This is a genomic window from Chitinophaga parva (assembly GCF_003071345.1).
Lineage (GTDB): Bacteria > Bacteroidota > Bacteroidia > Chitinophagales > Chitinophagaceae > Chitinophaga > Chitinophaga parva.
This window is the reverse complement of record NZ_QCYK01000004.1, coordinates 65,219-90,111: the sequence shown is the minus strand read 5'-3', so window position 1 is coordinate 90,111 and position 24,893 is coordinate 65,219. Positions and strand designations below refer to the sequence as shown.

At 53.4% G+C, this 24,893-nt stretch carries 21 protein-coding genes; 4 read left to right on the top strand and 17 right to left on the bottom strand.

What is annotated here, in order from left to right; all coding sequences use genetic code 11:
• The 9 genes from DCC81_RS24385 to DCC81_RS24345 form a co-directional block, all read right to left on the bottom strand.
• The gene (locus DCC81_RS24385; RefSeq protein ID WP_108689381.1) at positions 1-438 is read right to left on the bottom strand and encodes a hotdog fold thioesterase; all 438 of its coding nucleotides are present in this window, start codon (positions 436-438) and stop codon (positions 1-3) included.
• A 47-nt stretch (positions 439-485) separates the two neighbouring features.
• Positions 486-959: a pantetheine-phosphate adenylyltransferase gene (gene coaD, locus DCC81_RS24380; protein ID WP_108689380.1), complete on the bottom strand. Its 474-nt coding sequence runs from the start codon at positions 957-959 to the stop codon at positions 486-488.
• A 3-nt stretch (positions 960-962) separates the two neighbouring features.
• A complete protein-coding gene (locus tag DCC81_RS24375; RefSeq protein WP_108689379.1) occupies positions 963-1,532 on the bottom strand; it encodes an RsmD family RNA methyltransferase in 570 nt (189 codons plus the stop codon).
• Positions 1,523-2,398, bottom strand: coding sequence for a DUF3822 family protein (locus DCC81_RS24370; RefSeq protein ID WP_165806726.1), 876 nt, complete (start codon positions 2,396-2,398; stop codon positions 1,523-1,525). The genes DCC81_RS24375 and DCC81_RS24370 overlap by 10 nt, the downstream gene beginning before the upstream one ends.
• 43 nt (positions 2,399-2,441) lie before the next feature.
• Entirely contained in the window at positions 2,442-3,194 is a 753-nt protein-coding gene (locus DCC81_RS24365; protein WP_108689377.1) for a tetratricopeptide repeat protein, read from the bottom strand.
• 149 nt (positions 3,195-3,343) lie between these two features.
• A complete protein-coding gene (locus DCC81_RS24360; RefSeq protein ID WP_108689376.1) occupies positions 3,344-3,694 on the bottom strand; it encodes a dihydroneopterin aldolase in 351 nt (116 codons plus the stop codon).
• A gap of 122 nt (positions 3,695-3,816) precedes the next feature.
• Complete coding sequence (trxB, locus tag DCC81_RS24355) at positions 3,817-4,767, bottom strand: thioredoxin-disulfide reductase (RefSeq protein ID WP_108689375.1); 951 nt, start codon at positions 4,765-4,767, stop codon at positions 3,817-3,819.
• Positions 4,768-4,786: 19 nt separating this feature from the next.
• Complete coding sequence (locus tag DCC81_RS24350) at positions 4,787-5,668, bottom strand: DUF4249 domain-containing protein (RefSeq protein WP_108689374.1); 882 nt, start codon at positions 5,666-5,668, stop codon at positions 4,787-4,789.
• Between the two features lie 142 nt (positions 5,669-5,810).
• The gene (locus tag DCC81_RS24345; RefSeq protein ID WP_089712370.1) at positions 5,811-6,668 is read right to left on the bottom strand and encodes a sigma-70 family RNA polymerase sigma factor; all 858 of its coding nucleotides are present in this window, start codon (positions 6,666-6,668) and stop codon (positions 5,811-5,813) included.
• A 314-nt stretch (positions 6,669-6,982) separates the two neighbouring features.
• Here DCC81_RS24345 and DCC81_RS24340 point away from each other — a divergent pair, with 314 nt between their 5' ends.
• Positions 6,983-8,008 carry a threonine aldolase family protein gene (locus tag DCC81_RS24340; RefSeq protein ID WP_108689373.1) on the top strand — a complete coding sequence of 342 codons (1,026 nt, stop codon included), beginning with the start codon at positions 6,983-6,985 and terminating at the stop codon, positions 8,006-8,008.
• 231 nt (positions 8,009-8,239) lie between these two features.
• Here DCC81_RS24340 and DCC81_RS24335 read toward each other — a convergent pair whose 3' ends face one another.
• Positions 8,240-8,830, bottom strand: a complete 591-nt coding sequence (locus DCC81_RS24335) for a hypothetical protein (protein ID WP_108689372.1) — start codon at positions 8,828-8,830, stop codon at positions 8,240-8,242.
• A gap of 393 nt (positions 8,831-9,223) precedes the next feature.
• Between DCC81_RS24335 and DCC81_RS24330 the strand changes: the two genes are divergently transcribed.
• Both DCC81_RS24330 and DCC81_RS24325 read left to right on the top strand, forming a co-directional pair.
• Entirely contained in the window at positions 9,224-11,860 is a 2,637-nt protein-coding gene (locus DCC81_RS24330) for a valine--tRNA ligase (protein ID WP_108689371.1), read from the top strand.
• Positions 11,861-11,937: 77 nt separating this feature from the next.
• Complete coding sequence (locus DCC81_RS24325) at positions 11,938-12,453, top strand: hypothetical protein (RefSeq protein ID WP_133177786.1); 516 nt, start codon at positions 11,938-11,940, stop codon at positions 12,451-12,453.
• Positions 12,454-12,499: 46 nt separating this feature from the next.
• Here DCC81_RS24325 and DCC81_RS24320 read toward each other — a convergent pair whose 3' ends face one another.
• From DCC81_RS24320 to DCC81_RS24310, 3 genes are all read right to left on the bottom strand, one after another.
• The gene (locus tag DCC81_RS24320) at positions 12,500-15,316 is read right to left on the bottom strand and encodes a hypothetical protein (RefSeq protein ID WP_133177785.1); all 2,817 of its coding nucleotides are present in this window, start codon (positions 15,314-15,316) and stop codon (positions 12,500-12,502) included.
• A 129-nt stretch (positions 15,317-15,445) separates the two neighbouring features.
• The gene (locus DCC81_RS24315; protein WP_108689368.1) at positions 15,446-16,873 is read right to left on the bottom strand and encodes an L-serine ammonia-lyase; all 1,428 of its coding nucleotides are present in this window, start codon (positions 16,871-16,873) and stop codon (positions 15,446-15,448) included.
• Positions 16,874-16,913: 40 nt separating this feature from the next.
• On the bottom strand, positions 16,914-17,420 hold the full coding sequence (locus DCC81_RS24310; RefSeq protein ID WP_108689367.1) for an FKBP-type peptidyl-prolyl cis-trans isomerase: 507 nt from the start codon (positions 17,418-17,420) through the stop codon (positions 16,914-16,916).
• Positions 17,421-17,597: 177 nt separating this feature from the next.
• Between DCC81_RS24310 and DCC81_RS24305 the strand changes: the two genes are divergently transcribed.
• Positions 17,598-18,830, top strand: a complete 1,233-nt coding sequence (locus tag DCC81_RS24305) for a cation:proton antiporter (RefSeq protein WP_108689366.1) — start codon at positions 17,598-17,600, stop codon at positions 18,828-18,830.
• Positions 18,831-18,939: 109 nt separating this feature from the next.
• Here DCC81_RS24305 and groL read toward each other — a convergent pair whose 3' ends face one another.
• The 4 genes from groL to DCC81_RS24285 all read right to left on the bottom strand — a co-directional run bounded on the left by groL (position 18,940) and on the right by DCC81_RS24285 (position 24,893).
• The gene (gene groL, locus DCC81_RS24300; protein ID WP_108689365.1) at positions 18,940-20,574 is read right to left on the bottom strand and encodes a chaperonin GroEL; all 1,635 of its coding nucleotides are present in this window, start codon (positions 20,572-20,574) and stop codon (positions 18,940-18,942) included.
• Between the two features lie 56 nt (positions 20,575-20,630).
• Positions 20,631-20,909, bottom strand: a complete 279-nt coding sequence (locus DCC81_RS24295; protein WP_089712391.1) for a co-chaperone GroES — start codon at positions 20,907-20,909, stop codon at positions 20,631-20,633.
• A 320-nt stretch (positions 20,910-21,229) separates the two neighbouring features.
• Entirely contained in the window at positions 21,230-23,077 is a 1,848-nt protein-coding gene (locus DCC81_RS24290; RefSeq protein WP_240613069.1) for an outer membrane protein assembly factor BamB family protein, read from the bottom strand.
• 67 nt (positions 23,078-23,144) lie between these two features.
• Positions 23,145-24,893 (bottom strand): RagB/SusD family nutrient uptake outer membrane protein, encoded by a 1,749-nt coding sequence (locus DCC81_RS24285; RefSeq protein ID WP_108689364.1) that lies wholly within the window; start codon positions 24,891-24,893, stop codon positions 23,145-23,147.

Sequence of the window (24,893 nt, the reverse complement as noted above, 5' to 3'; positions counted from 1 at the left end):
CTACGCGTTCTTCTTTGTAATCACCGCCACAGTGAGGCGGCTCACGCACACCAGGCGGTGTGCGTCATCGGTAATGCGGATATCCCACACATGGGTGGTGGACCCAATGTGCAGGGGCTTTGCCACCGCATGCACATAACCATCGCGCACGCCGCGCAAATGGTTGGCATTGATCTCCATACCTACACACATTTGTTTAGCTGGGTCTATGATCAATGCAGAGGCCATGCTGCCCACAGTTTCCGCAAGGGCTACGGATGCACCGCCGTGCAGAAGGCCATAGGGTTGCCGGGTCCTGTCATCTACCGGCATCATCATCCGCAGGTAATCTGGTCCTATTTCAGTGAATTCCATGCCCATGCAAGCCGCCATGGTCTTCTCGCCGCGCTCGTTCAGCAAATCCAGGGACACATTCGTCGAATGCCAGATAGATTTCATGTTGCATTGATTTATTCAGTGAAAAGGTAAGTCATTTCAGCAAGTGGCTATGCTTTTTTTAAGCCTTGCCAAACGGCTGCCGGCACCAGTTTGCTGGCATCTCCCCCGTTGCGGATCACATCGCGCACCAGGGTGCTGGCCAGGGTGCCCACCTGGGGGCTGCTGTTGAGAAAGAAGGTCTCTATCTGCGGGTCCATCATGCGGTTTACTTCCGCAATGGCCTTTTCATATTCAAAATCAGTGAAAGACCGCACCCCACGCAGGATAAAGCGGGCGCCTATGCTTTGGCAGAACTTCACGGTAAGCCCTTCGTAGGCCATCACCTTCACTTTGGGCTGGTCTTTATAAATTTCCTGCATCCAGGCAATGCGCTGTTCCAACGGGAACATGGGCACTTTGGTGGCATTCACTCCCACGCCTATCACCATCTGGTCAAACAGGTGCAGGGCACGGTCAATAATGTCCGTATGCCCTAAAGTAACAGGGTCAAATGTGCCGGGAAATAAACAGATACGTTGCATGGATCAGGATTTGGGCGCACTTTGTTTCAGCGATTCCCGGTTGATGAAAAAGGTGAAGATGGTGGTGCCATAATTCTTTTCCAACCGGTAATAGTCGTAGTGCTCGTAATGGTTGCGGGGCGTGTGCTCCAACACAAACCAGCCCTCAGGATTGAGCAGCTGCCGTTCAAAAATAATGAGGGGCAGCTGGTCTATCGTATTAAGAGCGTAAGGCGGGCCCGCAAAAATAAAGTCGAATTTTTCGGTACAGGTTTCCAGGTATTTAAATACATCCATGCGCACCAGCTTCAGGTGCTCCACGTGCAGCTGCCTGGCTGTTTTCTGGATGTAATCCGCCATGGCCGGGTCTTTCTCTACAATGGTCTGGTCCCGTGCACCGCGGCTGTACAGTTCATAACTGATGCTGCCGGTGCCGCCAAAGATGTCCAGTGTCTTGGTCTGCGACAGGTCCAGGTTGTTCTCGATCACGTTAAACAGGCCTTCCTTTGCAATATCCGTGGTAGGCCTGGTATGGGGCATGTTGGCGGGGGGCTGGAAACGCTGCCCGCCCATTTCACCTCCTATTATACGCATAAGGCCAGTGCATAAAGATCCTGAAAATAATGAGCCGGCAATTCCTGCATCTTACTGATGTAGCGGAAGCCAGGCAGGCGGTCCATCCATTGCAGCTGGGGCAGGAAGCTGCGCAGCTCTTCCACCAGGGCATCGTCTGTGTGCACCTCCCCGCCTATTTTTACAAAGGCCTTCTGCTCGTCCAGGTTCACCTGGCGCAGCATGCTGGTGAGATAATACACAATATCGAGACCGGTCTGGAAGGCATACTGCTGCTGGCCCAGCAAACGTCCAAGGGCGTATGCGGTCAGCGTTACATGGCCGGGCTGTACTTCAATATACACCACACCATCCCGCTGCTGGTAGTCATGGTCATAAACATAGGAACGGAGCAAAGCGGTATTGGCATTCACCACTTTGTCTGTTGCAAACTCTTTGCGTAAAAAGCCCACCAGGTCTTTATCTACCCCGTACACATTCACCACTTCCAGTTCGGAAATAGTATCGGCCAGTACGGCTTCCTGCATTTTTTCGGGGAATACCAGGTGGAGGTAATCTTTTTTCAGGTTGGCGTTATAGAACTTAGCCGGCACCAGGGTTTGGCAGCGCTGGTCAAACCCCAGGAGCACAGAACGGAATGCGGTGAACAGCAGGCGGTCTGCATCAAATACCTGTTCTATCATTTCCAGGTCGGCCAGGGCTGCCTTCTGGGGCTCAAAGCGGTAAGATTTGAGGGCCAGGAATTTATTTTCCGCCGGTTCAAACACCACGTAGCTGAAAGTGCCCACACCCACCAGCACCAGCAGGTGGCAGGTGGTCAGGTCTGTTTCCAGTAAAGAGGTATCATCCACGGTAAACGCAGGCTGGATTTGATGCACTACGGCCATAGTCTGGTTTTTGTTGGCTCCAAAAATACAAACTTCCCCTCTGCTATTGCATATCTTCCAGCATTTTCTTGGCGTCTGCCTTGATCTTCGGATCATCCTGGCTTACCGGGCGCAGGGCCGGTACTTTGCGCAGGATCTCTTCGGCTTTATCCAGCTGGTCGTTCTGTTTGTAGGCTACCGCCAGGTCATAGTAATTAAGAATGAACCCCGGGTCCAGCTGGCGGCATTTCTCGTAATCCGCAATGGCATTGGCCAGTGACCCGTCGGGTATGCCGCCAAAGAGCATCTTGGCGGCGCCTCTTTCAAAGGCGTTGAGCGTAGCAACTTCGTAATTCCACTTACCCAGCACATACCAGGCTTGGCCAAAATTAGGGCGGAGCTTGATGGCCAGTTCTGCATAGCGCTTCACATCCTTGGAAGCCGCTACTTTATCCTTAGCCCCGGAGATCAGGGCAATGCGGCCCATCGCCACGGCCATGGCATAGTTGGCATCCGGGTCGTTCGGACCGGCAGCCACTGCCTGGGCAGCATAGGCCTTGGCCTCTTCAAAATACCGGGATTTGGCGTCTTTCTTTTCCTGGCGGTTGCCCTCGCGGGAATCCAGCAGGCTGGCCCAGGTGAGCGCCGTAAGGTTATTAGGTTGTATTTTCAGCGCTTCCTTGTACTTGCCAAGCGCTTCTACTTCTTTCATCTGCTTTACCAACTGGTCGCCCTGCTGCAGGAGCTCCTCTATGGTCTGTGCCCGGGATACAAGGCTAAAACATAGGCTGGCGGCTAAAAGTATACTTCTGAACATAGAAGAAATATTTATATATAAATGTACTAAAAAAATCGGGCTGGCCCCGTCCGGGTGTAAGGTGGGGACTAAAAATATTTTGGGTGGCCTGCGGCCAATGCTTTCGCTTTAAATAAACACAACCGGGTATCCTAATGTTGGGAATGGATCTAATACTGCTTCTCCAGGGTCACCATGGAATGACGTACCTGGCCGCCCAGCGGGGGATTTACCTTGCGCAGGGACACTACGACCCTGCGGATCATGGCGTATTTTTCATGCATGGCCTGTGCCATGTCCTGCACCACTTCTTCCAGCAGGGGTTTGGGTATTTTCATGATCTTCTCTACAATGGTATACAGGCCCTGGTAATTCACCGTTTCATACAGGTGGGTTACGGGCTGGTGCTCTTCAAAGCTCACCGCCACGTCCACGATGAACCAGTTACCCAGCACGGCCTCTTCGGGATAGTAGCCGTGAAATGCGTGTATCTCCATATGTTCCAGTGCGATCGTTAACATGCCATTCGGATTAGAGACCCAAAGCTACAACTTCCCAAAAAACAAAACCAATCCCGCTGGCAGCAGGATTGGTTTTTATAATTATAATTTACTTGTAGCCTGTCAATTGGCAAGCTATCCCATTAGTGCAAGCCTTTGGCGGAGAGGTAACGCTCTGCATCCAGGGCGGCCATACAGCCACTACCGGCGGCCGTTACTGCCTGGCGGTAGATCTTGTCCTGCACATCGCCGCAGGCAAATACGCCTTCCAGCTTGGTGCGGGAGCTACCGGGCTCGGTAAGGATGTAATCTGCCTCATCCAGTTCCAGGTAGTCTTTGAAGATGGCGGAGTTAGGCTGGTGGCCAATGGCAACGAAAAAGGCTTCCACGGGGATTTCTTTTACCTCGTTGGTCTTATTGTTGCGCACGCGCACTCCATGTACTTTTTTGTCGCCCAGCACTTCTTCTGTTTCGGTGTTCCAGTACACGATGATATTACTGGCTTTCAGTACGCGGTCCTGCATCACCATTGAGGCACGCATTTCATGGCGGCGCACAAACATATGTACGGTAGTGCAGAGTTTAGACAGGTAGAGCGCTTCTTCACAGGCGGTATCGCCGGCGCCTACAATGGCTACGTCCTTGTTACGGAAAAAGAAGCCGTCGCACACGGCACAGGCAGAAACGCCGCTGCCGTTCAGGCGCTGTTCAGACGGCAGGTTCAGCCACTTGGCAGAAGCGCCGGTGGCGATGATCACGGCATCGGCAGAGATCACCTTTTCTTCGTCTATCGTTACTTTATAGGGCTGGCTGGAGAAATCCACGGAAGAAGCCATGCCATAGCGGATGTCCGCGCCCATGCGGCTGGCTTGCTTTTCAAAATCCACCATCATTTCGGGGCCCTGGATCCCTTCGGGGTAGCCGGGGTAGTTTTCCACTTCGGTAGTGATGGTTAATTGGCCACCGGGCTGGATGCCCTGGTAAAGTACCGGTTTAAGATTAGCCCGGGCGGCATAAATGGCAGCGGTATAACCTGCCGGTCCGGAGCCGATAATTAAAACATGTACATGTTCCTGCGGTTGGTTGTTTTCCATACTGTTTTATTGTTCCTTTTTAGTCTCTCATGATAATACTGGCATACTGCACGGTGTAACCACCCCAGTAGCCTTGCGCACCGGGCACGTTCCCCTCTATCACCACCGGCGACCCGAAAGGGTTGCCATTACTGCTGTAAGCGAAGTCCAAAGTACGCCAAAAATTATACGTTGGCTTGTCTATGTTACAAAATTTGAGTCTTACCGTATCATTTACCCGGAAGTAAGCATAGGTAGCCAGGTCCAGCTTCTCGTTGCGGTTCACGCCCCGGTCCAGGGTGATATTGAAGGTAAGCCCGTTCATCAGTTCATCGTTCTGCGTGGAGTTTAACCCTGCGTAGTACGGCTCTCTGTTACGTTTCGTAAAGTAGCGTGCAAAGTTACCGCTTTCCAGCGGATCTGTAATGCGTACCCGCAGCTCCGTGTAGGACGAGTCCCCGTCGTACAGCACGCGCTTGTACCAGACGGAATCCACCACCATCCCGTTCTTGGGAATGGTGGTAGTGCTCTCGTAGGTTTTCCCGCCCACTTCCATATGCAGGGCGTAGGTATGGCCCGGCTGGCCCAGGGCCGGCCAGGGACGGCGGGTGCTGTCTATGGTATAATAATATATAGATGCCCCCCCCAGGGTATCCAGGCGGTATTCCTTTAGCGGGTAAGCCTGCCCGTTGTCCGTAACGGTGATGCTGGCCCCGTGCACAAAGCTGTTTTGCAGTACCAGGGGATCTATGGTGGTAAAATACTGGAGGCTGTGGGTAAGGGCGATGACCGGGTAGCTCCCTTGTTCAATGCGGCCTTCCACAACCAGCTGGGTAGGGCTGGAGCCGGGCCGGATATCCACATCTTTTTCGCAGGAGGTGGCAAGGATGGCGAGGAGTATCAATAAAGCAGCGAAGCGCATGGCGTAAGGTTAAAAAGCGGTGGCCGGTATAAACGATGCGGCAAAAATACGACGGTCCGGCCAGTAATAAAGCCGGCCCGTGGATCACACAGGCCGGCAGTCAAGATGTTTTGTATACTGGTTATATACGGAGTATGTAAAATTAGCCGAGGTAAGACTTCAGCGCGCCGCTGTAACGGGCTTTCTGCAGGCGTTTGATCGCTCTTTCCTTGATCTGGCGGATACGTTCTTTGGTCAGGTCGTATTTCTGGCCGATCTGCTCAATGGTAGCACCGTTTTCCCCGTCCAGGCCAAAGTAGGCGTTCACGATTTCAGCTTCACGCGGGCTCAGGGATTTGAGGACACGGCGGATCTCTTCGCGGAGAGAGTCACGCATTACGTCGTCGTCTGTGATATCACCACCTTCCAGCAGGTCACCCATGGCCACGTCTTCGGCTTCGTGTACCGGTGCGTCCAGGGACATGTGGCGGGTATTGCTTTGGAAAATGTTATTGATCTCGGATTCAGACATTTCCAGGATCTCTGCCAGTTCTTCTGTAGAAGGCTCGCGTTCGTTCTCCTGTTCAAATGCCATATAAGCTTTGTTGGCTTTATTGTAGGTACCGATCTTGTTCTGCGGCAAACGCACTAACCTACCCTGCTCTGCCAATGCCTGCAAAATTGACTGGCGGATCCACCACACTGCATAGGAGATGAATTTGAAACCTTTGGTCTCATCGAAACGCTGCGCTGCTTTGATCAACCCTAAATTACCCTCGTTAATGAGGTCGCTGAGGCTCAGGCCCTGGTGCTGATACTGCTTTGCTACGGATACTACGAAACGCAAGTTGCCGGTCGTTAATCTTTCGAGCGCCCTCTGATCACCCATCTTGATACGCTGCGCGAGAACAGTTTCTTCTTCAGGAGTTAACAAAGGGATCTTTGAGATTTCCTGCAGATACTTCTCTACCGCCTGCGAATCGCGGTTGGTGATCTGGGTGGCAATTTTAAGTTGCCTCATATAGAAAGTGTTGTTTTATAGATGATTAAATAATTAACAACGGCGCAAATTTTTTGTTGGATTTTGAGAAAAATTCTATCTTACAAAATTTCCGAGCCGCAAATAAGCCTGCAAAGATCGTGCTAATGCTGCACTCTGCCAAATTCTTCCTGCCAACGTTTTCAGCATAAACAAAATAATAATTATAAACGACAAATGCTACTGTTTTGGTTCGCCAACCGGGGCCCTTTATCTAAATTTTAACAATTGAAAAATAGGACCGTTTAAATTGTCATTTTCACTAATTTATCCTGATTTTTATTATAATTTATTAAATGAAAACCATAGCTGATTTCCGCAGCGACACCTTTACCAAACCCACCCCAGGCATGCTGGACGCCATGATGCTGGCGGAAGTGGGCGACGACGTTTTCGGCGAAGACCCCGCTGTCAATGAGCTGGAGGCCATCGTGGCAGGACTGTTTGGCAAAGCTGCCGCTTTGTATTGTCCCTCCGGCACCATGAGTAACCAGATTGCTATCAAAGTCCACACCCTTCCTGGTGATGAAGTGATCTGCAGCGACCTGGCCCACGTATTCGTGTATGAAGGCGGGGGTATTGCTTTCAATGCCGGCTGCCAGGCCCGCACCCTGCACGGGGAGCGCGGTCTTCTCACTGCCAAACAGGTAGAAGCCGCCATCAACCCGGACGATGTGCACCGGGCCCGCACTTCCCTGGTGTGCCTGGAAAATACGGCCAACCGTGGCGGGGGCGCCTGTTATGACTTCCAGGAGATCCTGCGCATCCGTGACGTGTGCAAGGCCCATGGGCTTGGCTTTCACCTGGATGGCGCCCGCCTGTTCAACGCCCTGGTGGCAAAAGGGGAAACACCCACCCAGTACGGCGCCGCCTTCGATACCATTTCCATTTGCCTGAACAAGGGCCTGGGCTGCCCCATGGGCTCCGTGCTGGTAGGTAGCGAGGCTTTCATTAAAGAGGCCCGGCGCGTACGCAAGAAACTGGGTGGCGGTCTGCGCCAGGCAGGCTTTATGGCCGCTGCCGGCATTTACGCCGTGGAGCACCAGGTGGCCCGGCTGGATGAAGACCACTGCAACGCCCGCGATATCGCGGACGCCCTCCTCTCCCGCCCGTTTGTAGGGCAGATGTGGCCGGTGGAGACCAACATCATCATCTTTGAATTGCTGGCGCCTTACACGGCGGCATCCTTCGCGGAAAAGCTGGCCGCGCAAGGCATTCGGGTAGGTGTGATCTCCCCCACACAGATCCGGATGGTAACGCACCTGGATATTACACCGGACATGGTGCAGCATACGCTGGATGCTATTTTGCATTTGCACTAAGCGCCCACACCATTATTATAACGGATGCCTTACAACTGGCTGTTCACATTACAACTGGCATATTACAACTGACCGGCGCAATTTCCCCGCAGAAATTGCGCCGGTTTCGTATAGCCCACCCCGTTAACCGCCAATGGCCTGCACGAAAGCAGGCCATTGTTCTTTATAAGTCCAGGCATGGCAGCCGGCACAGGACCGGCCAACAAGCCTGGGAAAGTTGCAGATCCGGTGTTAGTCCGGGATGGAAAAGAATGCCTGTACCTGCTCATAGTTGCTCCAATCCAGGTTTGCGTATGCATCCTTCTGGCGGCCGGCCACGCCACCGGGGATAATGACATAACGGTATTGTATCGCAGTGCTCAGTCCAATGGAATTGCTGTTATCGAAGGTAAGGCGGGTAATGATGATCTTCTTTACACCGGGACTGAAACCGATGGTGTTTGCTTTGCCACCGGCATAGCTGGTATAGGGCAATACAAATACGCCTGAACCAAAATTCATATACACCAGCACCGCCCCATTATTGAGGATATCTGCAGAGATCTCCGGGGCATACAGATGCGCTACTTTTACCTGGGAACCATCCACCGTGGAGTCCACGAAATTAGTGGCGTATATCCATTTGGAGTAGATCACATTGGCTGTGCCGGTAGCGCCTTTGGCCCCGGTATCACCCTTGTCGCCCTTGTCACCCTTGTCACCCTTATCGCCTTTTGCGCCGGCGGGGCCATCAGGGCCGGTTTTACCACAGGATACTACTGTTATAATAACGCACAGGGCGATCAGTACGGAGCGGAAATGGCTCCATGAATGTTGTTTCATACAATAAAGGTGTTTTGAAAGTGGAGTGTTGTTGTTTGCCTGAATGTTATTGAAAAATGGATTAAGAAAATATTTGGTCCTTTATAAAGCACGCTCCTGTAATCCTTACTGGCAGCGGATTATAGCGGAGGATCAGTGGTTACCGGCACACCCTGTGAAATGTATCGCAGGGCGTAGTGTGTAATGGGTTCACTGCCAGCGGGTAAGCGGTTGTCGCTTGTGTTAACCCTGTAAAGATGCGCACCATTGGGCGGATTGAAAACCTGCATTTAGCAGATGGCCATGAATTTTGGACAGGTGGTGGAAATAGGGCGATAACTGTGCCCGGAGGGATATGGATTTCCGGCTTTGGCAATTGTCCGTTATTTTTGCAGACTTAGATTTTTAATAGCAATGGAATTATCGAAAAATTACCTGCCTGCCGCGGCAGAGGAGAAATGGTACCAGCACTGGATGGATAAGGGCTACTTCCGCTCACAACCGGATGATCGTCAGCCATTTACCGTGGTCATTCCGCCCCCAAACGTAACCGGGGTACTGCATATGGGCCACACCCTGAACGAAACCGTACAGGACATCCTGGTGCGCCATGCCCGCATGAGCGGCTTCAATGCCTGCTGGGTACCTGGCTCCGACCATGCCTCCATTGCCACGGAAGCCAAGGTGGTGGACATGCTGAAGCGGGAAAAAGGCATCGATAAATCGCAGCTCACCCGCGAAAGCTTTTTACAATACGCTTACGAATGGAAAGATAAATACGGTGGCATCATCTACAGCCAGATCAAGAAACTAGGCTGTAGCTGCGACTGGGACCGCGTTACCTTTACCATGGACGATCACTACTACAAGGCAGTGATCAAGGTCTTCATTGACCTGTACCAGAAAGGCCTGATCTACCGCGGTGCACGCATGATCAACTGGGACCCCGCCGCCAAAACCGCCCTCAGCGACGAGGAAGTGGAATACCGCGAAGTAGAAGGCCGCCTCTTCCACGTGAAATACCAGCTGGAAGGCAGCGATGAATTTATCACCATCGCCACCGGCCGCCCTGAGACCATCATGGGCGACAGCGCCATCTGCGTTAATCCCACCGATGAGCGCTACACGCACCTGAAAGGCAGGTACGCCCTGGTGCCCCTGATCAACCGCCGCATTCCCATCATCTTTGATGAATACGTGGACAAAGCATTTGGTACCGGCTGCCTGAAAGTAACGCCGGCCCACGATATCAATGACTACAACCTGGGCCTCAAACACAACCTGGAGATCATCGACACGCTCAACGACGATGGCACCCTCTCTCCTGCCGCACAGATCTACGTGGGGCTGGACCGCTTCGTGGCCCGCAAAAAGATAGTAGAAGAACTGAAGGAGAAAGGCCTGCTGGTAAAGGAAGAAACCTATCCTTCCAAAACCGGTATGTCACAGCGTACCAACGCCGTGGTAGAGCCCCGCATTTCCACCCAGTGGTTCGTGAAAATGGCTGAAATGGCCAAACCCGCCCTGGAAGCGGTAATCAGCGGTGAAGTACGCATTCACCCCGGCGACCGTTTCATGGCCACCTACAAATACTGGATGGAGAATGTGAAGGACTGGTGTATCTCCCGCCAGCTGTGGTGGGGACAGCAGATACCGGCCTACTACGCACCGGACGGCACTTTTGAAGTGGCCAGCAGTGCGGAAGAAGCCCTGGCACAGTTCCAGGCTAAGAACCCGTCTTTTGCCTTTACCACCGCAGACCTCGTGCAGGATGAAGACTGCCTGGATACCTGGTTCTCTTCCTGGTTGTGGCCCGTGCAGGTGTTCAAAGGCATTACCGAGCCGGATAACGCAGACATCAACTATTATTATCCTACTTCTGTGCTGGTAACCGGCCAGGATATTATCTTCTTCTGGGTGGCCCGCATGATCATGGCCGGCCTGGAATACAAGGAGGTAAAGCCTTTCAGTGATGTATACTTCACCGGCATGGTGCGCGATAAGCAGGGCCGCAAGATGAGTAAATCGCTTGGCAACTCGCCAGACCTGCTGGAGCTCATCAAGCAGTTTGGTGCAGATGCGGTGCGCTTTGGCATCATGATCTCCTCCCCCGCCGGCAACGACCTGCTGTTTGATGACAGCAGCTGTGAGCAGGGGCGCAATTTTGCAAACAAGATCTGGAACGCGCTGAAGCTGGTAAAAATGTGGGAAGGCCGTTGCGAGGGCGACGCCAATGCTTCTGTAAAGGACAACTTTGCAGTACAATGGTTTGCCAACCGCCTGGCGGAAGCCAAAGCCAGCGTAGAAGGCCTGTACAAGGACTTCCGTCTGAGCGAAGCCCTGAAAACCATCTACAGCCTGGTCTGGGACGACTTCTGCTCCTGGTACCTGGAATGGATCAAGCCTGGCTTTGAACAACCTATTGATGCAGCTGTGCATGCACAGACCATCCGCTTCTTTGAAGAACTGATGCAACTGCTGCACCCCTTCATGCCGTTTGTAACGGAAGATATCTATCATCACCTGGCCGAAAGAACCGCCGGCGATGACCTGATCATCAAACAGTTTGCCACTGCACCCGCCACAGACGCTGCTTTGCTGGCTTCCGGCGACCTGGCCAAGGAAGTGATCACCGCCATCCGCGATGCCCGCAACAAGCACACCATCAAGCCAAAAGACACCATCGTTCTGCATATAGAAACCAGCAACGAAGCGGCTTTTGCGCCCATCAAATCCATCCTGGCCAAGCAGGTGAATGCTACGGATATCCACTTTGCCAATGCCTCTGTGCCCGGCTCTATTGCCCTGGTGATCCAGAAAGACAAGTTCTACCTGGAAACAGAACAGGCCATGGACCCCGCTGCGCAAAAGGAACAACTGGAAAAGGACCTGGTGTACCTGCAAGGCTTCCTGGCATCTGTAGACAAGAAGCTCTCCAACGAGCGCTTTGTGCAGAACGCCAAGCCGGAGATCATTGCCCTGGAACGCCAGAAGAAGGAAGACGCACAGGCCAAGATCAAGGCCATCGAGGAAAGTTTGAAAGCATTATAATTTTACGCTTACAATAACGTTCTGAGAGAGGGAAAGCTGCAAAGTCTTTCCCTTTCCTTTACCTGAAAACCGCCCGCATGCTAAAAATATGGTTACCTGCTGTAATGCTTTGCATGATCAGCGTTGCCACTACGGCCCAGCAAAAGATCTCCACCGGCAAACCCGCTGCCAAAGCCGCTGCTGTGGCCAAAACCAGCAGCACCGCTCCCCTGGCAAAGAAAACAGACCTGCGCTTCCGCAGCACCTGGGGCATTTATCTCAGTGATTCCATCCCCCGCCCGGAGATCTTAAAGAACCTGGACCAGAACCTGGTGGTGCGGGACCAGAAGAATAACAAGTACGAAGTAGTGTCTTTTGAATTTACCTACGAACAAAAAACACCTTACATCAACGACTCTACCAACAAGCCATCCACCTACACAGAATACCTTGGCGATAATTTTAAGAACACTGCCCACCTCTCCCCGCTCTGGGTCAATAAACTGAAGGAATCCCTGCAGCGCGGCGATGAGCTTTTCTTCAGCAACATTGTGGTGAAATACCCGCCAGACAAGTATTACCAGGTACCGGACCTGCATTTTGTAACACGGTAAACGATATAAAAAAGTCCTGCGCTACCTGGCAGGACTTTTTTTATGACTAGTAGTTGAAGAGTTGTTGCAGTGGTATGATCACTTCAAACCGGTTCTTTGCATTGTCTTGCGGATCAGGGTCCAGCAGGTGGCTGAAGCGGACGCCAAAGGAGAAGGGCAGCTCGTTGGCCAGCTTGGTATCCAGGTACAGCTCCCCGCCTGCGGAGGAATAGCGGGTACGGGTGGCAGGCAGCTTGTCTTCGTAAGCCATGCTGTAATCATAGAACACATTGCCCCGTATGCGGAGGATGTAAAGCAGCTGCGCAAAGCCCCAGTCCGGGTAAGCGATGGGGAAATGATAGTTGGCGCCCAGCTTGTAGATTTTCGTATAGGCGGGGGTGTTGTAGCCCCTCGCATATACAAAATGGTCCGTATACAAATAGTTCTGGAAGGTATCCCGCATCTGGAAAGCACCCTGTAACACAATGCTGTGGTTATTGAAGAAGCCCGGCAAATACAGGTCCAGCCGCGTGTTCAGCTGCCAGGCCTCGGCACGGGTGGCGGAGTGTGCGTACTGCACGGCCAGGCTTTGCCCAAAATGAGTGAAGAGCTGCTGCACGGATTTGTTGCGCTGGTTCACAAAGCTAAGGCTGCTATAAACGTACTGCACATCTTTGGATACGGCTGCCAGCTGGCGGGTAGACTTCTTCATGGTGGTGCGCTCCACGAAGTTGTAGTTACTGCTTACAGACAGGTAGCGGCCATACAGGCCGGAGGAGAAATTGAAAGGCACGGCCAGCCCTAAGAGGCCGGACCATTCATTCCACGAAATATGGCCCTGGCGCAGGTACACATTCCGGTTAGTGGTGTAGGCAGTGCTCACCTGCAGGTAGGGAAACCAGCCGCTGAAAGTAAAACCGGCATTCACCTGGGAATAACCTTCATCCCGGTTGTAGGCATAGCCCACATTGGTCTCCGTGGTGTTCAGGATATTATTGCCCAGCAGGCTGTACGTGTAATCCGGGTCATTGAAAGTAGGCACCCAGCTATGGAAATTGAATGGATGCGATAACAGCGGGTATTTCTTTTCCGGGAATGCGCGCGCAGGTAACCTGTCCGTAATGCTGCCGCCTTCTTTAAAATCAGGATGCAGCCAGGCGCCGCGGGCGTCTTTGCCAAAGTCCAGTGCCTGCTGGCTGTAAGGTGCCAGGGGCGCGGCATACAGTGTGTATCCCGCTGCGCGGAATTCGGTGAACACCATGCGGTTGTCCTCCGCATCAATGGCTACCTGCTTCACCCCGTTGGGGCGGGAAGTATATTGATGTATCTGTCCATCAGCAAACGTATAGGCGTATACGTTATCTACGCTGGCGTAACTGCTGGTGAAGTACACGGCGTCTTTCGTAACCGTAGGAATGCCAACAGTATTCAACCCAAAAGGTATCAACGTATCTATGCGACCGTCCTGCAGCCACTGCCGGATGAGTGCCATATGCGATTGTGCATTGCGCACGCCGGCAATCACAGACTGTTCATCAGCGCTGAACTTCGGGTAGCTGTAAAACCAATGCTGCGGGTTGGGCAGTGTTTGCAGTACATGGCCGGTTTCCACATCCAGCAGTTGCAGGCTGTATTGCATATCCGCGGCGCTTTCTGCTACGATGACACGTTTGCCATCTGCCGTGATGTCCGGGCTGAAATACTTGCTGCGGTGGGTAATGGTGCGCACATGGCCCAGCGTATCGGCCAGGCGCACAATGGAATATTGCTTATTGTTCCAGCGCATATCAAAGCGCGATTCGGTCCATACCAGGCGTCCATTGCGATAACTGAAAAAATCATCGAAGTTACTGCCGGGGCGCAGGACCAGGTGCTCCTCCCCTGCGGCGTTACGGCGATAAAAGGCAGGTATTTTTTTATAACTGCTTTTCAGGTACACCCAGGCACCGGGACCATCATTGTATACGTAGGAATAGCTGGTCACTGTATTACTTTCCGGCGACACCTGCGTGGCAGTGCTGATGGGCATGCGCAGGGAATCTGCCCGCCAGTAACTTTCAAATTCCCTGCGGGTGGTATCGTAAAAAGCGGCAATGCGCATGCCGGTGCGCTTTTGCAGGCTGTTTGACAGGGGATAGAAAATACCCCGGTACCGCACGGCATCGGAGGTTACATCCTTCCAGAACGTTTGCCCGTAATGCTCCCGCCCAAAGTACGACAGCATATACCCCATGGGATAATGATCCGGGATGAAGTCTTTGTAAGAGCCGTTGCGCAGTTTCATGTAGCGGTAGTGCTGCTGGTCGAGTGACAGGGCGCGTACCCCGTCAAAGAAGCCTGGCAGGCGCCCGCGGCCCTGTGCGCCCAGGGCTGTTTCCATGGTTACCGCGTCTCCTTCCCAGAACCAGTTGGGCACTGCCAGGTTCGTGGCGCCGGCCTGTCCCAGGTCACCGCCCAGGTAGTAAAACCATTTGGAGATGCCCTGGCGGAAGTTCATGTTTTGCAGCACATGCCGGTACTCATGCACGGAGAGCTGATCTGGCCAGTAGGCGGAGCCAATTTCGGTAGTGGGCGGAGGAGTGAGGTAAAACTCGGAGCGGAAGGGGCCCAGTTGCACGTAGGCATTGGAGATCAGGGTCTGGTTTTGCAGCACCATGTTCACCTTGCGTTCCTGGCTGCCAATAGATGTACGCTCATGCTGGTTGATGTAGTGTACCAGGTCTGCCACGCGCTGGCCGGTGGCGGACATTCCCCGGGGAAAAATGATGCGGGCCGTGTCCGTGTTGATCTGCTGCCACTTCAGGGAAGGCGGGTTGCCTCCAAACTGCTGCGCCATGGCAGTACCGGTACAAAGGCAGCAAAGCAATAAGCAAAAATATTTCAAGGGATCAAGTTGTAAGCGTGACACTGCAATAGACCTGGGTGAAAGGATGATGTTTAATGATGTGGAGCTAAAACTAATGATTTCAGTTGGGGCGGACAAGCGGTAGGGGTTAACAAACAATGTGCGCCGCTAACATTCCGGCAGGCTGATAGGAATGTTCACAGCCAGGCCCCCGTCGGACGTTTCCTTGTACTTGGAGTTCATGTCCAGGGCGGTTTCCCACATGGTTTTCACCACGGCATCCAGCGATACCTTGGCCAGGTCTGGGTTGCTCTGGAGCGCCAGTTGGGAGGCGGTAATGGCCTTGATGGCGCCCATGGTATTGCGCTCAATGCAGGGCACCTGTACCAGGCCGCCTATGGGATCGCAGGTAAGGCCCAGGTGATGCTCCATGGCTATTTCCGCGGCCATGAGCACCTGGCGCTGGGAGCCCCCGCTTACCTCGGTGAGGGCCGCTGCGGCCATGGCAGAAGACACCCCGATCTCCGCCTGGCAGCCACCCATGGCGGCGGAGATGGTAGAACGTTTTTTGAAGATGCTGCCGATCTCGGAAGCAGTGAGGATAAACTGCAGGATCTTTTCTTCGGAATGCCCGTCACAGAATGTGATGAAGTAGGCCAGTACCGCGGGTATTACACCGGCGGCGCCATTGGTGGGCGCAGTTACCACGCGGCCAAACGAAGCATTTTCTTCATTCACCGCCAGGGCAAAACAGCTCACCCAGTCCAGCGTATAGCCGAAATGGTTACCCCCTGCGCGGATGGCGTGCAACCAGCTGTCAAAGTCATGGTAGGTGCGGCCCTGCAACAGTCTCCTATTGAGCGCAGCTGCACGCCGGGCCACTTTCAGGCCACCCGGCAGCTCTCCGGTGGTATGCACCCCGCGGTAAATGCATTCCTTCATCACCGTCCAGATCTTCCACACCCCGGCGCGGGTCTCACTTTCCGGCCGCCAGGCGTTTTCATTTTCCATGACCAGTTCGGAAATGCTGAAGCCCGTTTTAATGCACCACTGCAGCAACTGGCGGGCCGTGTCTACCGGGAAAGGCAGGTCCACGCTTTCACTGGCGCTTTTCTCCTCCCCTTCCTGCACTACAAAACCACCGCCTATGGAATAGTAGGTGGAGGCCCGTTGATCGCCATTTTGCAGTGTTACCAGGAATGTGAGCGCATTGGGGTGAAAAGGCAGTGATTCTTCCATGAGGAATACCACGTCTGCAGCGGGATCAAAGCCGATCTCATACCGGCCGGCCAGCAGCATTTTTTGGTGTTGCTGCATGTCGCGGATCTTGGGTGTGATCTGGTTTACGTCAAACGTTACCGGGTCATCGCCGCAGAGGCCCAGTTGTACGGCAATGTCTGTACCGTGGCCTACGCCGGTCTTGGCCAGGGAGCCATACAGCAGCACGCGCACCTGGGTCACCTGGTCAAGTTGTTGTTTATCAGCAAGGGATTGTAAAAAACGCAGGGCGGCCCGCCAGGGGCCAAGGGTGTGTGAGCTGGATGGGCCCACGCCTATCTTGAAAATATCGAATACCGAAATTGCTTCGTGCGCCACGATGGTTGGTTTAGAATGTTGTGGTGCAAGATAAGGGCATTTAATGAAAATCCACGAGATCCACCTGGCAGATCTGTACCGAGTTGGGCGGTATGATCAACACGCTTCCATTATAAACGGCCTGTGAGCCAAAACCCAGTGAGGGCGGGATGTACAGCTCAATGCTGCCTCCCTTGGAGATCTTTTGTAAACCGATCTGCCAGCCGGGGATGTGGTCTTTCAGGGCGCGCCCGTCAAAGTTGGTCACCTGGCCTTTGGACGATTCTACCATGATGCCGGTAATGAGGCGGCGGGTATAAATTACGTAAGGCGTATCTGTGAGGGTGATGAAGTGCTGGCCATCCCCGGGATTGAGGATGCGGTAATACAGGCCGGAGGGATCGTAATTGGCAGTGATATTATTGGTGGCCAGGTAACGCAGGATGCTGGAATCGCCCGGGGCAGCGAGGTCCGCCGCCGATCTCGTGCTGCTGGTGTCCTTTTTACACGCGGAAAGCATGCAGGCAAGGGCAAAAACAGCTATGAGGAGGTGTAATATTCGTTTCATACAGTTCTATAACGGTACAGGCGGTGGAAAGTTACTGCTTTTTATCAAATGTGCCCCGGCCGGCGCGTATAAGAACTTGCCCGTGAAAATTGCCTGGAACTGCCGGTGGTATCCCGGGGTGGTAATTTTTTTATCTTATTTTAGATGCGATTGTACATGTCTTAAAACCCTGATCCTTTGGAGAATTATAGCATCATCATTTTTATCCTGGCCATCATGGTCGTGCTCTCGGCCGTATCTGACAAGATCCGTCTCCCCTATCCCGTACTGATGGTAGCTGTGGGCATTGCCATGGGCTTCCTGCCGGGCATGCCGGAGATCGAGATCAGCCCTGAAGTAGTGATGCTCATCTTTTTGCCCCCGCTGCTGTATGATGCGGCGTTCAATATTTCATTTAAAACATTCCGGACCAATCTCAACACCATCGGCACATTGGCCATAGGCCTGGTGTTCCTGACCACGTGCGCCATTGCGGTGATCGCGCGTTATGTGATCCCGGGCTTCACCTGGCCCCTGGCCTTTGTGCTGGGCTCCATCCTGGCAGCTACCGATGCGGTGGCGGCCATCAGCATTACCAAAGGATTGGGCCTTTCCCATACCACCGCTACCATCCTGGAGGGCGAGAGCCTGGTGAATGATGCATCTGCGCTGGTGGCCTACCGTTTTGCCGTGGCGGCAGTTACAGGCGTAGCGTTCGTATTGTGGCAAGCATTGATACAATTCCTCATCCTCATGGGTGGCGGTTTTTTAGTAGGCATGCTGATGGGCAAGTTGCTATCATTTTTCCTGGTAAGACTGAAAGATAATACCATGGCGGTCTTCAGCTTCCTGTTGCTGTTGCCTTTTGTTACGTACCTCATTGCGGAGCACCTGCATGTATCCGGTGTGATCGCTGTGGTGGTACTGGGGCTGGGCATTTCCCGCTTCACTAAAAAAGTATTCCCGGAAGCATTGCAGGTGCAATCCAAGAGTGTGTGGGATATTCTTATTTACCTGCTGAACGGGCTGATTTTTATTTTGATAGGGCTGGAGTTCCCGATGGTGATACGCCGCATTGATGCGCACGAGGTATGGCCTTTCGTGGGTTATGCATTCCTCATTACGGTTACGGCGCTGGTACTGCGCATTGTGCGCGTGGAGTGGCAGCGGGGCAATCTCTGGCGGGCTTTCCGCGCGCGCAAGGGACGCATTTCCAGGGATGCATTGCTTACCCTCCAGGAGAGCATTGTGATAGGCTGGTCTGGCATGCGGGGCATTGTATCGCTGGCCATTGCACTGGGCCTGCCGGCTAATTTCCCGCAGCGCGATGCGATCATTTTTATTGCTACGGTGGTGGTGCTGTTTACGATCATTGGGCAGGGGCTTACGTTACCGCTGGTAGTGAGGAAGTTGAAACCGGGGAACGCCTGATTGAAAAGGCGATGGCTTTTTGAGGAGAGGGCCGCCTCCGGGTGGGCAAAAAAAAATCCCGCCTGCGAAGTGCAGGCGGGATTTTTCCGTATTTGTAATCCGGTAAAGATTAGTAGTCCATGCCCATACCGTGGCCGCCCGGCATTGCGGGAGCAGCGGATTTGGGTTCGGGTTTGTCGGCGATCACGCATTCGGTGGTCAGCAGCATACCTGCAATGGAGGCAGCGTTTTCCAGGGCGATGCGGCTTACCTTGGTCGGATCAATTACACCGGCAGCAAACAGGTTTTCGTATACTTCCGTGCGGGCGTTGAAGCCGTAATCAGCTTTGCCTTCTTTCACTTTCTGTACTACGATGGAACCTTCAATGCCGCTGTTCTCCGTGATCTGGCGCAGGGGCTCTTCGATGGCGCGTTTAACGATGGCAACACCGGTATCTTCGTCTTCGTTATCACCTTTCAGGTTGCCCAGGGCTTCGATGGCGCGGATGTACGCAACACCACCACCCGGAACGATACCTTCTTCCACTGCAGCGCGGGTAGCGTGCAGGGCGTCGTCTACGCGGTCTTTCTTTTCTTTCATTTCTACTTCGGTAGCTGCACCTACGTACAGTACGGCTACACCACCACTCAGCTTAGCCAGGCGTTCCTGCAGCTTTTCGCGGTCGTAGTCGGAAGTAGTTACCTCGATCTGGGATTTGATCTGGCTGATGCGGGCAGTGATATTTTCCTTCTCGCCGCGGCCACCTACGATCGTGGTGTTGTCTTTATCGATAGAGATGGATTCTGCTTTACCCAGGTAAGTGAGGTCTGCATTTTCCAGCTTGTAACCTTGTTCTTCGCTGATCACGATACCGCCAGTCAGTACGGCGATGTCCTGCAGCATTTCCTTACGACGGTCGCCAAAGCCGGGAGCCTTTACAGCAGCCACTTTCAGGGTACCGCGCAGTTTGTTCACCACCAGGGTAGCCAGTGCTTCACCATCCAGGTCTTCAGAGATGATCACCAGGGGTGCGCCCTGCTGTGCCACTTTTTCCAGGATGTGCAGGATGTCCTTCATGGTGCTGATCTTCTTGTCGTAGATCAGGATGTAGGGGTTCTGCAGTTCTGCCTGCATCTTCTCACTGTTAGTGATGAAGTAAGCGGAGAGGTAACCACGGTCAAACTGCATACCTTCTACTACTTCTACGGTAGTGTCGGTGCCTTTTGCTTCTTCCACGGTGATAACGCCGTCCTTGGTCACTTTCTGCATGGCTTCTGCGATCAGTTTACCGATGGCAGAATCGTTATTGGCGGAGATAGTAGCCACCTGCTCAATTTTCTGGTGGTCGCTACCTACTTCCTTAGACTGTGCTTTCAGGTTTTCAACAACGGCTTTTACCGCTTTGTCGATACCACGTTTCAGGTCCATCGGGTTTGCACCGGCAGCCACGTTCTTCAGGCCTTCACCGATGATAGACTGGGCCAGTACGGTAGCGGTGGTAGTACCATCACCGGCAATATCAGCGGTTTTGGAAGCTACTTCTTTTACCATCTGGGCGCCCATGTTCTCAATGGCGTCTTCCAGTTCAATTTCTTTGGCAACGCTCACACCATCCTTGGTTACGGAAGGAGCGCCAAATTTCTTTTCAATTACCACGTTACGGCCTTTGGGACCGAGGGTTACTTTTACCGCGTTTGCCAGGGTATCAACACCCTTTTTCATTTTGTTGCGGGCTTCAACATTAAAATATAATTGCTTTGCCATAATAATTGTTGTTTTCCATTTAAGGTTTAACGATCTGGTTCAAGTACAAAACAGCTTTACACGATAGCCAGGATGTCGGATTCGCGCATGATCAGCAGATCCTGACCTTCCACGCTGATCTCAGTACCGGCATATTTGCCATAGAGTACGGTATCGCCAACTTTTACGGTAACCGGTTCATCTTTTTTACCGGGACCGGCGGCCACTACGGTACCCTTCTGCGGTTTTTCTTTAGCGGTGTCGGGGATGATGATGCCGCCAGCAGTTTTCTCTTCAGCAGCTGCGGGTTTCACAATTACCCGGTCAGCCAATGGTTTGATACTTAAATTAGCCATAGTTCGTATGAATTTTAAAACGTAGATTTTTTATGTGATGTCAGTGGGTCCTCACGAATTATGCCAATGGACGCATTCCGCGCCATGGACCATTTTTCGGGTCAAATTTGCAGTTCCGTCTATTTTCACCCCTCAGCCCGGCTGCCATCTTGCCAATTTTTCAGCCCGGCGTGTCAGTCAGAATGTCGGAGCTGCAATATAGAACAATCGGGCAATGCGCAAAGCCCTCTTTTCACATCTTCTTTTCCTGCATATATAAATAAAAGCCCACGGTAGATACCGCGGGCTACTTGCGATTTGCGATTCTAAATTATTTACGGCTATTTAATTTCCAGGCAAACGATCCTCCCATCGGCCGCCCCGGCCAGCACCCGGTGCTCATTTACCGGGACAATGTTATTCACCGCGCAGTTGGAGAACTTATGCTTCCAGCGCAGGCTTCCATCCTTTGCACTGAGGGCGTACACCACGCCGGACTGTGTGGGCACATACAGCACGCCTTTGTACTCCCGGAGCGCAGACGGGCAGATCTCGTAACCCAGCATCACCGGGGAAGTCCACAGGATGCGGCGTTCCGGGGCGTGAGTGTCTATGGCCATGATCCTGCCCTGCATGGTCTTCACATATACTTTGCTGCTATCTTCCGAAAGGCCCATGGATTCCCGCACCCAGTTTGCCGTATCCTTTAAGCGCCATAATTGCGTGCCGGTAGCGGCATCCAGGCAGGTCATATAACGGTCCGGCGCTACGATGAATACCTTGCCGCCGGTGGCCACGGGAGCACAGTTGGCAGGGGAAAACATCCGGTTAGTGGCGCCACTGTTCCACGTCCACCGGGGCTGGCCCGTGGCAGCATCCAGGGCGTAAAAGTCATTGCCCCAGCTGCCAAACATTACCAACCCATTGTATAGCAGCGGCTTCATTTCCACGAAACCCCGTACGCTGTCAAAATCCCAGCGCAGCTTACCCGTGGCCGTTTCCAGGGCACGGCAGTGACCATCGGAACCGGCCACGATCGACAGATCGCCCGATTGGGCAGCGCTGCTCACAATGGCCTTGCCGGTGGTGAAATGCCATTGCACCCTGCCATTGGCGGCATTAAAGGAATAAATGTCCTGGTCCGTGCCCGGCACTATCACGTGGCTGCCGGTTACCAGTGGGGTAGCATAGATCTTCCCGCCTGTTTTGTACTCCCAGCGCGGCTTCCCGCTTTCCAGGGATACACTTTTAACATAGCCATTGGTATTGGCATATAGCACCTGGTTGCCGGCCAGGGTAACGCCTCCGCCCAGGTCTCCATCTTCCTGTACCAGCCATTTTTCCTGCACATTCCGGAAGGTGTCGTTCAGGTGGTAATCCGGCCTGGGCGGGTGTTGCAGCCAGTTGGTATGGGCAATGCCCACCCGGTTCCAGGCGGGCAGGGTGCCCACTTCCGGCGTGCGTTCATTGAAGATGAGGGAATCACCCATTACAGATACAATGTTGTACCCGCCCACCGCCTTGCCGGCGCGCAGGTTAGAGCGGCACATGATGCCGGGCGCGCCTTCAAAGTCCAGGTGGTGATTGGCATGCCCATGGCCGCAGATCACGGCTTTGAGGTTACGGCCGCGGAAGCGGTCCAGCGTTTCATACCAGTTATTCAGTGTGCTATCCTGCGGGTAGTGGTTTACAAAAATGATGGGCTGATTTTTATCGGGGTGCGCTTTCAGCTGCTGGTCCAGCCACACAATATGCTCGCGGGGGATCTGCCCTGGTCCCATGCGCATGCTGGGGCCACAGCCGGTGCCCAGGAACAGGATGCCGTGGTATTCCATAGCAAACGTTTCGCTCCCGAAAACTTTCTTAAACGTGTTGCAGCCACTCTCCGACCAATTACTGTCGTGGTTTCCCGGAATGATATACCAGGGCACCTTCAATTGATCAAAAATACTTTTGGCCAGCATGATCTCTTTGTCTGCGCCAAACTCCGTAATGTCACCACTGATCATTACAAAAGCAATACCGGGTTGTGCATTGATATCGCGGATACTGCGTTCCAGGTCTTCCGCACCGGTCTCGTTGCCAATGTGGGTATCAGACAACATCACAAAGCGAAAAGCCGTGTCCTGCGCGGCCGCGGCCATACTCATACACAGCGCCGCGGCAAAAGCAAAAATGGATTTAAGCATGGTCCCGTTTTAATTATTTAAGCATGGTCCCCCGTTAACGATGTAAGCAGGGCCCCGTTTCAAATATCTATTTCCAGTTTGGATTCTGATGCAGGTTCTTGTTCAGCAGCAGCTCCGTAACGGGCAGCGGGAACACATAACTCTTGGTTTCATCAAAGGTCTTGGTATCGTTCGGGTGTACCACCAGGTTGCCGGCAGCGCCGTTGCTCAGGGAGCGGTCCGGCAGCAGCTTGTAGTACTGGATGGTCTTCACCTGTGTAGCCGGCAGCTCGTCCAGCACGGCAATATCATCGGTACCATCACCATCCAGGTCAAAGTAGCCTTTATTCGGGAAGTAAGCGCCCAGGAAGGTTTTGGCCAGCAGCGCGCCTTGTTTCCAGCGCATGAGGTCTGCATAGCGGAAGCCTTCCATGTTCAGTTCCACCCGGCGTTCCCGGCGGATCTCCAGGATCAGTTTATCCGTCACGTTCGGATATTGATGTTGGAGCACGGTGTCTGTGGGCAAGTTGGCAATGTCCATACCTGGCATGGCCACGCGGGTACGCAGCAGGTTAATGCTTTGCGTAATGTCTGTTTGTGTGCAGGTACCCAGTTCGGCTTTGGCCTCTGCATAGTTGAGCAGCACTTCCGCGTAGCGGATCACCGGCAGATCGTTTGCATTGGTGTTATAACCATCCTGGTCGGTACCGGTCACAAATTTGATGCACTGGTAGCCGGTAAGTGCGTTGGTATAATCCGGCAGCAGCTTTGCCGTGGCATTACTGCGGGTATAGCCAGGTGTGCGGATGGTCTGGGCCAGGCGCGGATCGCGGTTTTTCACTTCGTTCACAAACTGGATGGCGGGGAAGCCGGGCTGCTGGGAAAAGGGCGTACCATCTGCCATCAGGTAGCTGTCCATCATAGCTTTGGTGATGCCGGGCGCACCCAGTGTAGCGGTGGTAAATACGCCGTTGGCCGCATGTGTTTTATTCAGTGAGCGGTCGTACACGCGGGCCAGGATGTATTCGTCGGTATTGGCCGCATCGGCTGCAAAGAGGTTCAGGTAATCCACATTCGGCTTGCCGGTGGTGTACAGTTTATACTGGCCGCTTACCATCACGGAGTCGGCCGCATCTGCCGCCATTTGCAGCAGTTGGGTAGCAGTGCTTTGCAGCTTCAGTTCATCATGGTATTTGCGGTAAGTACCTTCAAACAGGCACACCCGTGATTTGAGTGCAAAGGCCGCCCAGCGCGTTACACGCGACACGTTCTTGCCTGTGCGGATGTGCGCCGTGGCAAAGTCCAGGTCTGCAAGGATGGAGTCCACCACCAGCGTGCGCGGGTCTTGCCCTTTATACAGTTCCGAGCTGGTATCGGTAAGCGGCTTAGCGTACCAGGGCACATCACCAAAGCGTTTCACTTTGTTGAAATAGAACATGGCGCGGAAGAAGCGGGCGATGCCGGCGTAGTGGTCGCGCGCTTCCTGGGGGATCACCGGCTTGTTGTAATTGGCCAGGAAATAGTTCACGTTGCGCAGGTCGCCCCAGGTCCAGCCGGCGCTGGCGGCGTCACTGGGCACGATGGTGCGGCCGGCCACCACCGTACTGGTAGTGGAAGGCTCCACGTTGTCGCTGGTCTGGTCATCAGAATAGATCTCCGTGCCGGGCAGCATGGAATAAAAACCGTTGGTATACGTTTGCAGGTCCTGCTCATTGTTAAAGAAGTCCTGCGGGGAAATGCTGCTTTGCGGACGCTGGTCCAGCATGTCTTTGCTGCAACCACCCAGCAGCAGCGCTGCCAGGGAAAGTGCGGTGATGTATGATGAATGCTTTCTCAT